The sequence below is a fragment of the Pleionea mediterranea genome, assembly GCF_003148745.1.
Taxonomy (GTDB): Bacteria; Pseudomonadota; Gammaproteobacteria; order Enterobacterales; family Kangiellaceae; genus Pleionea; species Pleionea mediterranea.
Map to the genome: position 1 here is coordinate 75264 of NZ_QGGU01000013.1, position 15103 is coordinate 90366.

13 protein-coding genes are annotated in these 15103 nt (G+C 44.7%); 5 read left to right on the top strand and 8 right to left on the bottom strand.

What is annotated here, in order from left to right; genetic code table 11:
• Positions 1 to 31: 31 nt before the first annotated feature.
• From C8D97_RS16145 to C8D97_RS16155, 3 genes are all read right to left on the bottom strand, one after another.
• Positions 32 to 1462: a DNA-3-methyladenine glycosylase 2 family protein gene (locus tag C8D97_RS16145; protein ID WP_109764835.1), complete on the bottom strand. Its 1431-nt coding sequence runs from the start codon at positions 1460 to 1462 to the stop codon at positions 32 to 34.
• Positions 1463 to 1677: 215 nt separating this feature from the next.
• Entirely contained in the window at positions 1678 to 1833 is a 156-nt protein-coding gene (locus C8D97_RS18220) for a hypothetical protein (protein WP_170115280.1), read from the bottom strand.
• Positions 1834 to 1924: 91 nt separating this feature from the next.
• On the bottom strand, positions 1925 to 2611 hold the full coding sequence (locus C8D97_RS16155) for a DUF2987 domain-containing protein (protein ID WP_170115281.1): 687 nt from the start codon (positions 2609 to 2611) through the stop codon (positions 1925 to 1927).
• A 285-nt stretch (positions 2612 to 2896) separates the two neighbouring features.
• Here C8D97_RS16155 and C8D97_RS16160 point away from each other — a divergent pair, with 285 nt between their 5' ends.
• The 3 genes from C8D97_RS16160 to C8D97_RS16170 all read left to right on the top strand — a co-directional run bounded on the left by C8D97_RS16160 (position 2897) and on the right by C8D97_RS16170 (position 4853).
• Complete coding sequence (locus tag C8D97_RS16160) at positions 2897 to 3604, top strand: hypothetical protein (protein WP_109764838.1); 708 nt, start codon at positions 2897 to 2899, stop codon at positions 3602 to 3604.
• 176 nt (positions 3605 to 3780) lie between these two features.
• Complete coding sequence (locus C8D97_RS16165; RefSeq protein ID WP_109764839.1) at positions 3781 to 4278, top strand: hypothetical protein; 498 nt, start codon at positions 3781 to 3783, stop codon at positions 4276 to 4278.
• A 143-nt stretch (positions 4279 to 4421) separates the two neighbouring features.
• The gene (locus C8D97_RS16170) at positions 4422 to 4853 is read left to right on the top strand and encodes a hypothetical protein (protein WP_109764840.1); all 432 of its coding nucleotides are present in this window, start codon (positions 4422 to 4424) and stop codon (positions 4851 to 4853) included.
• Between the two features lie 592 nt (positions 4854 to 5445).
• On the opposite strand, the gene C8D97_RS16175 is transcribed toward C8D97_RS16170, so the two are convergent.
• The 5 genes from C8D97_RS16175 to C8D97_RS16200 all read right to left on the bottom strand — a co-directional run bounded on the left by C8D97_RS16175 (position 5446) and on the right by C8D97_RS16200 (position 13198).
• Positions 5446 to 6813: a GTPase/DUF3482 domain-containing protein gene (locus C8D97_RS16175; protein WP_109764841.1), complete on the bottom strand. Its 1368-nt coding sequence runs from the start codon at positions 6811 to 6813 to the stop codon at positions 5446 to 5448.
• A complete protein-coding gene (locus C8D97_RS16180) occupies positions 6806 to 7948 on the bottom strand; it encodes a DUF2868 domain-containing protein (protein WP_170115282.1) in 1143 nt (380 codons plus the stop codon). The genes C8D97_RS16175 and C8D97_RS16180 overlap by 8 nt, the downstream gene beginning before the upstream one ends.
• Before the next feature lie 305 nt (positions 7949 to 8253).
• Complete coding sequence (locus C8D97_RS16185; RefSeq protein ID WP_109764843.1) at positions 8254 to 10635, bottom strand: amino acid permease; 2382 nt, start codon at positions 10633 to 10635, stop codon at positions 8254 to 8256.
• A gap of 980 nt (positions 10636 to 11615) precedes the next feature.
• On the bottom strand, positions 11616 to 12494 hold the full coding sequence (locus C8D97_RS16195; RefSeq protein WP_342587794.1) for a pirin family protein: 879 nt from the start codon (positions 12492 to 12494) through the stop codon (positions 11616 to 11618).
• Positions 12495 to 12580: 86 nt separating this feature from the next.
• Positions 12581 to 13198: an FMN-dependent NADH-azoreductase gene (locus C8D97_RS16200; protein WP_109764846.1), complete on the bottom strand. Its 618-nt coding sequence runs from the start codon at positions 13196 to 13198 to the stop codon at positions 12581 to 12583.
• A gap of 140 nt (positions 13199 to 13338) precedes the next feature.
• Here C8D97_RS16200 and C8D97_RS16205 point away from each other — a divergent pair, with 140 nt between their 5' ends.
• Together C8D97_RS16205 and murI are read left to right on the top strand one after the other, a co-directional pair.
• On the top strand, positions 13339 to 14265 hold the full coding sequence (locus C8D97_RS16205) for a LysR family transcriptional regulator (protein ID WP_109764847.1): 927 nt from the start codon (positions 13339 to 13341) through the stop codon (positions 14263 to 14265).
• Positions 14262 to 15044 carry a glutamate racemase gene (gene murI / locus C8D97_RS16210; protein ID WP_109764848.1) on the top strand — a complete coding sequence of 261 codons (783 nt, stop codon included), beginning with the start codon at positions 14262 to 14264 and terminating at the stop codon, positions 15042 to 15044. The genes C8D97_RS16205 and murI overlap by 4 nt, the downstream gene beginning before the upstream one ends.
• The last annotated feature ends 59 nt before the right edge of the window (positions 15045 to 15103 follow it).

The window sequence follows — 15103 nt, forward strand, 5'->3', positions numbered from 1 at the left end:
ACTGAAGCGTATTTATTTAATGCAAATAGAGTCAACGCGTATCGGATTGTCGACTGAGAAAATCCCAAATCTGAAACGTCAGATAGCTGCGCCACGGTGCGGCGTTATCGGGATCAATTGCCAGCTGATGATCCCTGAGTGCGTTTTTTACACCCAAATCGTCCCCCAGCCATATATCAGGATCTTTAACGCCCCGCAGTTTTAAATAGTTCAGTGTCCAGGGGCCGATGCCTTTGATCTGGGTAATATCATTAAGCACACTTCTATCCGTGTCGATTTCATTGCTGTGCGTTATATACCACTTTGCAAATTCAATTAACGATGTTTTGCGTCGGCCGGGCATTTTAAGAAACGACAAATCTGATCCGGCAATGGCATCTGGTGTTGGAAACAGTTTTTTATCATTCGAAAAATCATCGCCCAGATGATCGACCACCTGAGTCACCAGATTGTGCGCCGCTTTTACCGAAACCTGTTGGCCCAATATCGCCCGAACGCCGGCTTCAAACAGACTCCACACACCGGGAATTCGAATACCGGGTTTGATTAACGATGGCGTTAACACTTGTGCCAGTTGTTTATCAATTTCAACACTGTTGATGTGCAGATCAAACAGCTGCTTAATTTTATTGACGATGATCATGGTGTGTTTCGGTTGATTGATCTCAAGTGTTAATTGCAATGCGTGTTTACCGGCAATGGGACTGATTTCAAACTGCCCCTGTATATCGTCTTTGTCAGCAGCAGAGTAACGAAACGTTCGGCCATAGCCAGTTTCAGTTACCCATTCCAGAGAAGGGATTATCCGGTGCGATAAAAACCGCTGCATGTGCGGCCAGTCGAATGGTGGTCGATAATACAGAGTTAACCGACAACCGGGTTGTTGGCTTTTGGTTTGTTGACGGCGAATATTACTGGGGCTGAGCGCAAAGTTTTTCTTAAAGCAATCGTTAAACCGACGGATGCTGTTAAAACCACTGGCCAGTGCAATGTCGGTAATGCTCAGGCTGGTGTTATGTAACAGCTGTTTTGCAAACAGGCATTGTTGATACAGTGCGTAGGCTTTAGGCGATATGCCGAGATAGCTTTGAAACAGTTGCCGCAAATAGCGATCACTGATGCCAAGCCGTTGTGCCAGATGTTCGGTAGAGTGTTGCTGTAAGGCGCCTTGCTCAATCAGCAACATGGCCCGGCGAAAGGATGTTTCGGTGCCCATCCAGGCGGGTGAGCCGGGAGCACTGTCGGGGTGACATCTTAAGCAGGGGCGAAGGCCGGTATTGGCGGCTTCAATGGCGCTGCCAAAGTACACTACGTTGGTTTCTTTCGGTGACGTTGCCGGACAAATGGGGCGACAATAAATCCCGGTGGTTTTAACGCCAGTAAAAAACAGGCCATCAAAACGCGGATCGCGGGCCAGTCGAGCCTTCTGGCAAATTGTGTTGGTGAGTTTTAATTCGGTCATGGAGCCATTCTAAACCAGATTTCATATCAAACTAGCCAAAAACGGAACTGAACCCATATTTGTAGAATATGAGTTTAGTGAAAACAGAGTTTCGCCTTTTTCGGCGACCTTCTTTTTCTGGCAGTTAATTGCTCCTGCATTAACTGCATTTACTACATCCATGTAGCTCAGCCAAAAAGAAGGCACAAATTCGTCTGGAACGAATTTGAACAGCGTTAGCTGGCCTGAAAGGTGGAGGGCAGGATGCCCGGAATAAAAGGCCCTACGCTCCAGCAATTAAGCCCTGCGGGTTCCTCAAAATCACTCATACCTATCAACACACCGTTATTGACAGCCTTCCATGGCTGACAATAACTTCCACTGGCGTCCATGCCAGTGGATGTGTGCGGTATGAATGATTTTGAGCTTAATTAAGTCTCTTCAAAAAAACTTTAAAGGAAAAGATGGAAAGATATGTCGGTGTTAGTCTTCCGGAGACATGGATTTTGCGAGATGACTGAATACCACCTGCGGATTTTCTTCCAGCAGATCGTCGTCTTGCTCAATCACAATGACAAACTCATCATCGGTATTAAATTGTTGCAGTTTGTTCTGGCTACGGATCTCTATGCTTGCGGGCTGCTCAAAGGTAAATTTAATGGCTTCCATAGTTGGTGCAAACATAGAGGCCATGCCGCCCATTTCATCAATAAAGTTATTGGTGTCATCTAAAATTAAAAACAGAGTGCGGTAATCCACCTGTTTTTGTTTTGGCGCTTCTACACCAAAATTAATGCTAAAGCTAACAGCACCTTTTGGTTGATTAATTCTTAACGTCATATTTTCCGCTTGTTCTTCAGTAACCGCGGGTAATTCGACCGTACCATCTTCTGCAATGGCTATCTGGGTTTCGGTTTTTGTCTCGGTATTGTTATCAATAAGCGTTAGCGTAACATCGCTTAAATTTAGTCCTTCTTCTTTAACCGTGAGTGCATTTTTTGAATAAATGTAGGGCGACTTAGCGCGCTGAAATATCGACAGATATTCATTAGGTTTGCTGTATTCAATATCCCTGTAGGATTCATCTGCACATACTTTTTGAACTAATCCAAGAGAAAGCCCAACAATTAAGCAGCAGCGAAGCAAAAATCGAATGGTTAAGTGTTTCATGAATTGCATTGTCCTTATTGGTAATAATTGAGTAATTAACAGCTTAGTAATAGAGAGCTAAGCGATAGTTAAGTTCCCTAGTCTACGCAAACTTAACTGAATAAAGGGTGAATGCTGCTAAAACAGAAAGGGCGATCTAAGCGTGTATTGTCAGGAGTTAATAAAGATTGGCAGGGTTTATAGGCGGTAAAGTGATGTAGTTATGGCATTGACTTCTGATTATAGTTGGATGAGTATTAATTAACTCTAAGTTTAAGCAAGCACTTGAATTTCGGATATTTAATAATGGATGAAACGGAAAAACTTGTAGAGAAGCATTTGAAATACTACGGATATTCGCAAATTGACTTTGAGCCAGATGGCAATGTTCCGCCTGATTTTTTAGTTGATAATCGAATTGCTATCGAAGTTCGCCGTTTAAATCAAAACCATTTCAATGGTAACCATGTCAAAGGCTTGGAGGAAGTTTCTATTCCACTTTGGCATCGCTTCAAAGCTCTAGTGGAGTCCTCTGGGGCTCCACTAGATGGAGATAGTTGGTTTGTTTATTTGCGGTTCAGTAGGCCTGTCGAAAAATGGAAGACGCTTAGAGTTACTCTCGAAAATGCTTTAGATAATTTCAAAAATACCTCTGATAAAAGAAGTCGAGTCATTGCTAAGGGTAAAGGTTTCGAACTTGAAGTTTGGTGCCGTACCGATGTTCCCCAAGATACGATGTTCGTCATGGCTGGATGTTCTGATGAAGAGTCTGGCGGCTGGTTGCTCCCGCAAATGCAGATCAATCTAGAACATTGTGTACAGGAGAAATTGAAGAAGATAAGTAAAGTAAAAGAAAAATATCCTGAATGGTGGCTGGTACTCGCAGATCATATCGGCTTTGGCCTTGATGTATCCGAGCGTGATATTTTTCGTAACCAAGTGTCAGTCGATCATAACTGGGATAAGATAATTCTAATAGATCCAAGAGATCACACTAGGTGGTTTGAAATCTAATAATGTGTCTATGATCATCAACATTGCTGAACTATCGTTGTTGTCTGTCATACTCCAGTTAATATAGTGCTAACTCGCAACATATGTATCTCTTAGCCTATGAATAATACTATGCAATTAAATAGGTGAGCCATTAGACTAGTGATGTAGATTTTATGTGTAATTAAGGTGTCGTGATGAAAAAAAATGTATTTCTATCTGTACTCTTATTTGTTGTTCTCTTTGGGTGTTCAAAAAATGGTACTTCAACAGATGAAATAGTCGCACTTAAAGAGTTGGAGAATCTTGAGGAAAGCAAGAAGTGGGCGTTAATGACGGGAAAGTGGTATGGGAATCAACCAACTAAAAGTGGCGGAAGACGTGAGCACATAACAGATAGATACGCAGATGGCACATACAAAATCACGTACCGAATATATGAAAATACTGGTGCCTTAAAAGAAGGCGCTGAAGTCGGTTACTGGGGTGTTTCGGGACCTATTTACTTTTCAATATTCAAAGGTTGGTTAAAAGATGGCAAAGTGACTCCAGCGTTATCGTCAAATCCATATAATTATGATGCTTACCTAATTATCATCCTTAATGATAAAGAGTTTAAATACAAACATTTAAGTTCTGGTAACGTTTATACCTTAATCAGAGTTGATAGCGAGTACCAGCTAGGGTCAAAGTAGCGCAAAGTATGTGCAAGTAACTTTCTATTGACTTTCAAACAGTAAGAAAAAATATCCATTGCTTAATTTGTTTGTTGTCACTGGAGACCATGAGTGAAGCCGCAACATCATCAAACAACCATTTATAGCGGGCGTTAAATACTATGAACGGAACTCTAAAAAATATAGTTGTTCTAGGAACAATGGTTCTTATCATTTTTATTTTTATAGGCGCCTATCAGATACAACTTGACAGCGAAACCAAGTCAAACGCAATTAAGCGTGTTCTTGCATTAGCTGAAACGAATGCTAAGTCACACATCAAATCAGGCAATATCGTTCTTCTAGCTGCATCGCACGGATGGGGGCCAAATGATATTCCTAGTTTGGATATGAGCTTATATGACTCTTGTGTATCCGAGGTTGTTGAACTAAAAGTCTACAGAGAGTATTCGGATGTGCATTTACCGGATTCACGTGAAGAAAAATTTAGACGATACTCTGAAGATCCGGAAAGTACCTATGAATATGCAGCTCACTTTAATCATTTGATTCTTGAACATATAAAGAATAGTGAAATTTTGAAATGTATTTAATAAAAGCATTTAAGGTGATACTTTGAAAAAGCTACTGCTAAATGTTGAAAATCTATATTTAGTAATAATTGACGTTGTCCTTGGCGAGATAGTTATTCCTGAAAAAAGAAGTCCAATTGCACTTCAGAAGCCCCGTCGAACAATTAGTCGTTGAGAAATATGAAATTAATCACCAATCTTAATCCTGGATTTATAATATTCTTTTTACTAAGTTGGCCAGTTCTACTGACTCCGTCGTTTACTCTTATAGGACCGCATGCTCGTGGTGCCGAATACACACAAGCTCAATTTTCAGGTTTAATCTATACTGCTTTGTTATTTTTATTTTGGCTGCTTATTTTCCTAAGCCCATTGTTTTCAATAAAACTTAAGCGGTTAATATTAAAACCTGAATGTCAGGAAAAGGTTTTAATAACGATTCTTCCATATCTCTTTATATTTAGCGCACTATTTATATCTGTTTCTTATGAGGTGGTAAACTTGCTATGAAAGACTGTTTTCGCTTTTGGTCAAAAGGAAAAATATAAAATTAGATTGTTCTTCTCATTAAAATTTTCAGATTAAGTATAGACATCCTTAATTCAACAATTCTTCAATCAAAAAGAAACGCGATCACTGATTCCAGATCATCCACTGGTTTTTGTTTTACCAGTCGTTCACAGGCTGTGTGTAATTCTTTTTGGCTCGACTTTTCCAGCGTGGCGACTCTGTCTTGAAAGTCGGTGGCATTAAATTGTAAGGCTGTACGATTGGCGTGATTTAACTGAGAAATCTGCTGGTATAAAAAAATAAAACGACCCAGTATTACGTAGGGAAAATTGCGGTTTTTAATGGGACCAATGCAGGCCTGATAACCGCCCAGCGGTAATCCCTTAAGGCTAATATCCACCAGCTTATCGGCACCAAACCAGGCGCTACCAAATCCAACCAGCCCGCCGCCTATGGCACCCAACATAAAACTGTGACCAGCCAGTGCAAAATCCACCGCTGCGCCACCAACCGCGCCGGTCATGGTGGCGGCGTACATCAATTGTTGTTTATTTAAACCCCAGGCAAACCACTCGCTGCAATCAAACAGGTCGGGTGGTAAATCCAGATGATCCAGATCGATGTCTACCTGAAAATGCGCGTAGTTGGCGAGCAGTTCTTTAATTGCGGTTTGTTCGCGCTGTTTCATCCAGTGTTGGTAGCGTTTTTCAAGAACCGGTTGAACCTGTTTTGCCTGTGCCTTGTTTAAAACTTTTTGGCTTTGTTGATAGTGGCAGAGATCATCCACCAGTCGCGCCAGTATTTTAATGCTGGTGTCGCGTTGTTCGTCACGTTTGTGAACCAGATCGTCGGTAATTGCGGTGAGGGTGTTTGCCCAGTCGGGATTAAGGTGGGCAAACGTTTTTAATAATTCGACCTGTTTGTCGAAGTCGGCTTTCATTGGGTTAAACACTCGCACCGATTTAAAATATTGCGCCAGCGCGTTTTGCCATTCGGTAATGTGATCGGTGTTTTCAATTGGATTAATCAGCGCCATGCTGGGTTGACCGGTCCAGCGCAGAATTTCCATTTCAGCATCGTACTCTGCGCCATAGGGGCGAGAACCATCCACCACATACAAAATAGCGGCGCCATTAATAATTGGTTTTAGTAGAGCCACTTCGTCTGGAAACTGTTGCTGACACACAGGATCATCAACAAATTTGGCAACCGCCGCGGCGCGCTCGTGGGCGTTCACCTGTTGCTCGTTCAACCATTTTAAAACTTTAATCGGGCGTTGAAAGCCGGGGGTATCAATCAACTGATAACGTCCGTGCAGAGTTTCAACGGTAATGGGATCGGCGGTTTGCGTGGTGCCACTCTGACTGGATATGACCACATCGTCGTTATGGGACAGCGTTGAAACGATGGAAGATTTGCCTTTGTTGGGATGACCCACAACAGCAAATTGCGGTAATGAATGATCAGTCATGAGTAGTGATCCATTGCTCGGGCAGGTAGAGCCGCCATTGATTAAGCCCGGCGGCAAATCGTCGCCATTCGTTTAAGTGTTGAGTTTCGGGCGGTAGCAGTTGGTGCTGACGGTAATTCACCGGCAGCAAATAGCCCTGACCGGTTTTTAAATAGTCTTCAAGTTCCGCCATGGGTGGTTCCCAGGCTTTTACCAGAACCAGTTGTTCACCGCTGTGTTGCTCCGCCTGATGTTGTTGTTCATCGCTGGCCAGAGGCCCTGCAAACAGTTCTGAGGATTGACGGCATTGCGACGGCAATTGTTGCTTGATGGGATCACTCAAACCGGCCCAGTTGGTTATCGCTAAATGGCTGGGCAGTGTATGGGTGATATCACTTAATGTCGGCGAGGAAGGCTGACGACGTTGGTGCTGTTGCCACTGTTGATCAAGCTGGGTCTGAATATCCTGTTGCGACTGACGGCTTAACCAGAATCGGGTAACCAGAAACAGAACCCCTCTGGCGAAAAAGGAATAAACCAGTAAGGTGGCGAATACAAACGGCCACCAGTTAGCAAACGCCAGCGTATTCGGGTCGCTCGTCAGTGCGCCCTGTGTCAGCTGGGTCAGTCGTGAGTCCTGCGTCGCCTGTAGCAAGGCCAGGTCTGGCTGGGCGGCTTGCCAGAACCACCAGGGCGAGGCAATGGTGTTTAACATCGGCAACAGATCGCTGGCGTCCAGTAAGGTACTGCGCCAGACAAAGTTGATGTCGGTAACCAGCAGCAATAAAACAAACGTGAGCATACTGGCTACTGCGTAGGCTAAAGCGGCGGCCTGACTTTGCATAAACAGCCAAAGCTTATCCAGTCGTTTTTGTTGCAGCTGATGCAACACCCGCGATTGACTGGCGGATAAAATCGGCAGCTTGCTGGTCAGTCTGGCAAGGTTGATGCCTTTACCGGTGATAAGTGAGCCAATGGAGATCACAATGCTGAGCAGAGGGATAAACACAAACACCAGCAACAAATACAGCACATTAACGCGCCCTTGCTCGTCACCACTGAGCGCCGCAAAGCTGAGTAAAAAGCCAAGCGCGAGGCCAGTGAATAAAATCGGCCAGGAAAGTTTATAAATGGGTTGCGGCTGAGATGACTGCACAATTCACCGTTGATTTAGAGTTATCGTAAACGTGATTTAATAAGCACGCTAATGAACAAAGGTAATGCTTTAAAATAAAGCATTAAAAGCTATTTTAGCGACTAACCTTTTCATTATAAAAGATTTTTCATCATAATGGGTGGCGCAAGGGGTGGCGCAGGCAAAATCGCCAAGGGTAAAGTGTAAGCAGCCGTAAACACGATTAACTATCCTTATCTTTAAATAGTCACCAATAAATAACCATCGATCGGGTATTACCGGCTGTGGTCGCGGTTTATATCGTTATCTGCCTTTTCAGTATCAGTCTAGTCAGAACCGGATTCCTTAGAACCAGATTTCGAAGAACCGGAATTTGAAGAATCGGATTGTGAAGAGTTAGCACCGTTTTTATTGTCCTGCTCACTGTCATCATCCGGATCGGGATCCAGCTCAAGCACTTCGCCTGCAATGGTAAAGGCCGTGGGTGGAAAGTCGGTTAATAATTCTTTTATATCAATGTTAAATCGGCCTCTGAAATTATCGCCGTCCAGCTCGGCGGGAAAAAACACCAGTTGAGAATCTTTCGATTGCTGCTTAATGGTTTCAATTGTGATCTCATCCAGAGTCTCTATAGAGGCTTCAATTCGAATGGTTTCCAGAAACTCTTCAAACTCATGTTCGGTGCGGCCTTTGCCGTCTTTTTTTGCCTGAGCCAATACGCGGATCTGCGCGTGTGACCAGGCTTCGGTACGGGTGATCAGATAGCTGAACAGCAACATTAATTTTGAAGTTGCACCGCCCACCCACCAGATATCGATTTGTGGCGGTTCATCGCCATTATTATTAACTTTTTCAAATGACTTAAACTCTGCCGCAAGCGCCACCACATTAAATCCGGCATTTAATACGCAGTTGATATTGTCGGCGTAGTTTTTCTGTTTGTCGCTTTGCAGGTTATCCGCCACCGACAGCCAGTTCAGTAAAATGGTGTTGGCTTTTATTGGACCGACGCCGTAAGCCTGCAGCAGAATTTTCAGTCCGGTGGAAAAATCCGGCGCCTCTATCACCAGTGGAAAAGCCTTTGCTTTCGAGTCATCAATCGACGCCTGATACTCCTCGAGTACTTTGTCTCGATCGGGTTTTTGCTGGTCTTTTTGTTGTCCGTTTTGTTTATCTGTTTGCTTACCTTTTTGATTATTTTTTTGTTCCAAAATTTGAACCATGGTGGTGACACCACTGTTGCCTTCTATCAAGGCAGAAAAAAACAACAGGGCGCGACGATGATCCGGCTCTTTGGAAAAAATTAAGGTTTGTGGTCGCCAGTCACCCGGATGTTCCGGTAATGAGTTGACTTTTATCAAGTGCTCGCGAATATGTTTAAAGTGCGCGCCTCGTTGATGATCGGCCCACCGATGTTGATGCTGTGTTTTTTGCAGGTAATGAAAAATACCAAACAAAACCGAAGCCGCAACAATGGATGCGGTCGGGTTGATCGCCAGCATAACCACCACGCAGGCAATGGCACCGGCCAAACTGACGTATTTATGCGACAGTTTAAAATTCGGTCGAAACGATGGGTTGGCAGTGTCGGAAGCAAAAAAGGTTGCGTAATTAAGTAGCGCATAAGACGCGAGAAAAAACATGGTAATGATGGGCGCCAGAAAGTTCAGGTTGCCCAGTGCAATGGCCGTTAGCGCAATCGCCAGAGACGCCAGAATAGCATTGCGCGGGTTATCGTCTTTGCCGTGACCTTTGGCAAAAATCGATAAGTTGGGAATAAGCCGGTCTTTGCCCATGGCTTGTAACACCCGGGGCGCGCCAAGCATGGATGCCATACCGGAAGACGCCGTTGCCGCAATCACACCGGCAGCCACCAGGATGCCCACGGAGGATAATTCGCGCATCACGTAATAATTGTTTTTGAGTTCACTGAGTTCGCTGCCACTGGCAAGAAAAAACGCCGTGGCCAGATAAATCAACATGGACACCGCAATGGCTAAAAAGGTACCCAGCGGGATCGCCTTGGAAGGATCTTTAAGATCACCGGACATATTTAATCCCTGAGTAAAGCCCGAAATTGCCGGGAAAAACAGCGCAAAGGCAATCCAGAAAGATTCGGACTTTTGTTCCAGTACCCAGTTTTCTGCCAGTCGCTCCTGACTGAAGTTTTGCACGCCGCCCCAAAAAAACGTCAGTAAACTCAGGCCAACAATCGCCATAACCACAAATTGCAATTTGGTCGCCCAGTCGGCGCCTATCCAGGCACTGACAAACAATAACAGGGTAACGGCAAAGGCTATTTTGCGCGCGGTGATCCACTCTGGCCAGTCGTTAATGGTCACCAAAACTTCACCCAGACCAATGGTGTAAAACGCAATGGCAACCGAAATGGAAATAAACAGTGTTAAACCAAGTGCTCCACCAAACTCAGGGCCAAGGGTGCGAGAAATCACATAATAAAAACCACCGCCTTTAACCCGTTTGTCGGTGGATATAACCGCAAGCGATAATCCGGTAATGGTGCAAATGGTAAAGGCGATCAACATGATGATTAATGTTTCTGCCAGTCCCACCATGCCAACCACATAGCCGGTACGCAAAAATAAAATAATGCCCAGGATGGTCAGTACACTTGGCGTAAATACACCGGCAAACATGCCAAATTTTGACGATTGCTCGGCTTCACCAAAGGTAAACGATTTCTTCACAAATAAACCTCAAACAATTCAGTTACGGGTTATAGAGTGTTGATCATGATTTTTACTATACGTAAGTTTTGTAAGAAAGGATATGGGGCGGGGTGAGTGATAATGGTGAATACTTAGCTTTCAAAGGCCACAGACACTTCAGATTGTATCTAGAGATTCGTGTTAAAAAGTCAAGTTCAAGAGCGTTTCGCATCGCTGCGCTTACATGGCCGTTGATTGTTCCATTCATAAACGGCATTTCCGACATCCATGTCGGTCCGAGTTCCTTTTTCCAAGGCCGTTAATGCAGGAGCAATTAATTGTCAGGAAAAGTGGGTCGCTAGTGGGCGAAACCCAGACGATAAGGTTGGCAATGATTTCTTGAGAAAAACTCAAAGTCAAAAGCGTTTCGCATCGCTACGCTTGCATGCGAGTTCCTTTTTCCAAGAGCTGAAAAAGGAACCAAAAAAGCCCTTATCCGTTACCACGGGGGTATTTGATCTGAGTGTATATCGAAGTCAAAGTAATCCTGAAACACTAAGTGTTGATATCGTATTGCTGACGCGAGGAATATAAGTACGATCGGAAGCGAGTGATTTTAAATGTTTTACTACTTAGATTTAAATTAAAAGTTGTGGAAAGTCTTAACTTTCATAGAAGTGTTAAACTCAAAAACACTTCTGAGTGTATGTCTAGAAATACGCGTCAGCAATCAACCGGCAAGTTTTAGTTTCAATGTTTGCTTATACATTCCGGCAATGATGAGCAAGTTGCTAGCGCAGCGACAAAGATTTTTTGCTTCCTTTTGTATCAACTGACAAAAGGGAGGCGCCGAGTGGCGAAATGCAAGCTATCCGACTAGCATGTAGATTAAAGTACAAAATGCTTCTTCAATTTAAAAGATAAAAAGTCAAAAGCGTTTCGCATCTCTGCGCATGCATGGCCGTCGATTGTTCCGTTCATAAACGGTATTACCGACATCCATGTCGGTCCGAGCTCCTTCACTCGGTTAGTCTACCATTGCGATAATCACTCACGGCTTGTTCAATTTGTTCCGGAGTATTCATCACAAACGGTCCCCAGTTGGCAATGGGCTCATTCAATGGTTTTCCGGCCAGCACCAAAAAGTGACTGCTGTGTTGCGTTGGATTGTCGATGGTAAGTTGATCGCCGTTGCCGGTTTGTGCCATTTGCTGCGCGTTAATGTGTTTATCACCAAGGGTCACGCTGCCTTCGTAAACATAAACCATAACTGCGTGCTCGGCGGGCACTGGCAAATTAAATTGTTCGCCGGCTTTTAAAGCAACGTCTAAATAAATTGGCGCGGTACTGATACCACTGACGGCACCTTGTATCGGATTTTGACTAGAGGCGTTATGATTCGCATCATCAGGTAGGGTCAGTTCGCCAGCAATCACTTTTACCGTGGCGTTTTTGGTCTCAACCACCGGAATGTCTTTCGACTTGATGTCTTTGTAATGGGGATCGTTCATTTTTTCTGCCGCTGGCAGATTGATCCAGAGCTGAAACCCGCGCATTTTTCCTTCAACCTGTTGTGGCATTTCCGAATGAATAATGCCCCGTGCTGCGGTCATCCACTGCACATCGCCGGACTGTAATAGACCTTCGTTATCCATGTGATCCCGATGCAGCATATTGCCCTCGAGCATATAGGTCACTGTTTCAAATCCTCGATGCGGATGAGAAGGAAATCCGGCGATATAATCATCGGCGTTGTCGCTGTTAAATTCGTCCAGCATCAGGAAAGGATCGAAGGCTTTAAGACCGCCATTGCCAATCAGCCGGGTTAATTTAACGCCGGCGCCATCGGAAGCGGGGCGGCCAGTGATAATATGGGCCACATTACGTTGTTTCATCATGACTCTCCTTAATAAAGATTCTATTCAAGCAATTCTCTATACAGATAATTCTCTATACAAGTAAACTCTCTGTTCAAACACATGCTTTATAAAGCAATCGAACTGCCTTGCGTGAGTTGGTTTATGTGAGCACTGGCTTCTGACAGCGCCCGGGTTTTGGTTGGTTCACCCATATTCAATCCTTCGGCGTATATTACCTCGATACTGGTGATGCCTAAAAAGTTCAAAAAGGTTTTAATAAAAGGGATTTGGCTATCGGCCGGACTGTCTTTGTATTGACCACCACGGGTCGCTAACAGATACACGGTTTTATCGCCAAGTAATCCTTCGGGACCTTGATCGGTGTATCGAAAAGTAACGCCAGCCCGGGCAATAAAATCGAACCAGGCTTTTAGCATGGAAGGCACACCAAAGTTGTACATGGGCAGGCCAATCACCCAGAGATCCGCTGCTTTGGCATCGGCAATTTGTTGGTCGGCGTAAGCGACTATCTGCTGTTGCTCCGGGGTTTGTTCTTCAGGGGCTTGCATCAGCGCTTGCAGTGCCTTGCCATCAAAGTGTGGGACAGGCTGCTCGGCGAACGACTTTTTAATAATATGCGTGTTGTTGGCAGTGGCTTTAAGACGAGCCAGCAGTTGATTGCTTAACTGACTGGATACGCCATTTTCGGCAAATAAGCTGGATTCAATATGTAGAATGTTCATCGGTCACCTCATGTGGTTGAGCGGTTTAAGTTTGTATATCCTCATGATATATTCAAATAATCGATTTTAAATGGTTTGAAATAGATGGTTATTATCGATTTCTTAGATTGAATAAGCTGTTTAACCCGTGAGTGGACCCTATGAATCTTTCACCGAAAATCACCCTGGAACAGTGGGCATCGCTGGTGGCGGTGGTCAATGAAGGCAGTTACGCCAAAGCCGCCGATCTGCTGAATAAAAGTCAGTCCACGGTGAGTTACGCCATTTCTCGCATCGAAGAGCATCTGGGTGGCCAGGTATTAAAACTGCATGGCCGCAAAGCCGAGCTCACCGATTTGGGCAAGGTGATGGTGCGTAAGGCAAAAAAGCTACTGGAAGAAGTGGATGGCATTGAGCAATTGGCGCAATGCGTGTCTCGTGGCTGGGAAGCGGAAGTCAGTATTGCGGTGGATGTGATTTATCCCATCAACGAAGTGCTCGATGTGATCGAACTGTTTACCGAGCAGGGTGAAACCGCGACACGGGTACGATTTTTAGAAACCTCCCTGTCCGGAACCGATGAAGCCCTGCTTGATGGCCTGGCCGATCTGGTGATTGCACCAAGAGTACCGCCGGGATTTATTGGCGAGCAGTTCGACAGCATTGAGTTTCTGGCAGTGGCGCACAAGGATCACCCATTGCATAGCATTGATCGCCCCATTACCATTCATGATCTCGAAAGCTATCGTCAGGTGGTGTTGCGTGATACCGGCACCAAACGAACTCAGGATGCTGGTTGGCTGGGCAGTGAACAACGCATAACCGTGTCGCATTTTTCAACCTCGGTTAATGTGGTTAAGCGGGGTCTGGCGTTCGGCTGGTTGCCCACCGGATATACTCAGGCCGAATTGCAAAGCGGTGAGTTAAAACCGCTGAATCTTGAACAAGGCGCAAAGCGCAGCATCAACTTGTTTTTAATTAATGCCCGAGGTGAACGGGCAGGACCAGCGGTACGATTATTAATGGAATTGTTTTTAAAGCAGAGCAAGCAAAAAGCCTTGGCCAAAAAAGGAGCGCGCACCGAATGAGTCAGAAAGTTCTGGTGATGGATTCCGGCATTGGCGGTTTAACGGTTCTGCAACACATTCAACAGCAATTACCGCAAGTTCATTGCCATTATCTGGCGGACAATGATTTTTTTCCTTACGGCAGTAAAACCGAACTGGAACTGGAGCAACGTATTGAACAGTTGTTGTTAACATTACTGCATAACCAACATTTTGATGCAGTAATTATTGCCTGCAATTCTGCCAGCACTGCGGTACTGGATTATCTGCGTTCGCGTTTTAAGTTTCCGATTATTGGCGTGGTGCCCGCCATTAAACCGGCAGCGCAATTAACGCAAAACAAAACCATTGGCTTGTTGGCAACCGAAGGTACGGTAAATCGACCCTATACCGATCAACTGATCAATGATTTTGCTAGCGATTGCAAAGTGATCCGCATTGCTTCGGCGGAGCTTGTCACCTACGCCGAAATGAAAATAAACGGATTACCTGTTGAGCGCTCGGCATTAAAAGCGGTGATCCAGCCATTCGTTGATGAGAATGCCGATGTGGTTGTGCTGGGTTGCACCCACTTCCCGTGGTTTAAGCAGGAGTTTTCCGAAATTGCGCGCTACATTCAATGGATTGATTCTGGCGATGCCATTGCCAGACGACTGAAACAGGTGTTAAAAGAAACCGAGTCCGTTGCAACAGAGTCGTTGACCGATCAGGAAATTTCGCGATTTTATTTTACCGGCAAGTCATACCCGATTAAGTTAACCGAAACCTTCGAAATGGAACCGGAAAAACTGTTACCCTGACCGTGTAAATCTATAATCATTAATGGCTGTTTTTAAAGGGGACTGTCATTAAAGGAGAG

Coding starts and splice junctions, on each gene's coding strand:
- C8D97_RS16165 (WP_109764839.1), top strand. CDS start 3,781: ATGAAAAAAAATGTATTTCTATCTGTACTCTTATTTGTTGTTCTCTTT.
- C8D97_RS16145 (WP_109764835.1), bottom strand. CDS start 1,462: ATGACCGAATTAAAACTCACCAACACAATTTGCCAGAAGGCTCGACTG.
- C8D97_RS16155 (WP_170115281.1), bottom strand. CDS start 2,611: ATGAAACACTTAACCATTCGATTTTTGCTTCGCTGCTGCTTAATTGTT.
- C8D97_RS16205 (WP_109764847.1), top strand. CDS start 13,339: ATGAATCTTTCACCGAAAATCACCCTGGAACAGTGGGCATCGCTGGTG.
- C8D97_RS16200 (WP_109764846.1), bottom strand. CDS start 13,198: ATGAACATTCTACATATTGAATCCAGCTTATTTGCCGAAAATGGCGTA.
- murI (WP_109764848.1), top strand. CDS start 14,262: ATGAGTCAGAAAGTTCTGGTGATGGATTCCGGCATTGGCGGTTTAACG.
- C8D97_RS16170 (WP_109764840.1), top strand. CDS start 4,422: ATGAACGGAACTCTAAAAAATATAGTTGTTCTAGGAACAATGGTTCTT.
- C8D97_RS16160 (WP_109764838.1), top strand. CDS start 2,897: ATGGATGAAACGGAAAAACTTGTAGAGAAGCATTTGAAATACTACGGA.
- C8D97_RS16175 (WP_109764841.1), bottom strand. CDS start 6,813: ATGACTGATCATTCATTACCGCAATTTGCTGTTGTGGGTCATCCCAAC.
- C8D97_RS16195 (WP_342587794.1), bottom strand. CDS start 12,494: ATGATGAAACAACGTAATGTGGCCCATATTATCACTGGCCGCCCCGCT.
- C8D97_RS18220 (WP_170115280.1), bottom strand. CDS start 1,833: ATGGACGCCAGTGGAAGTTATTGTCAGCCATGGAAGGCTGTCAATAAC.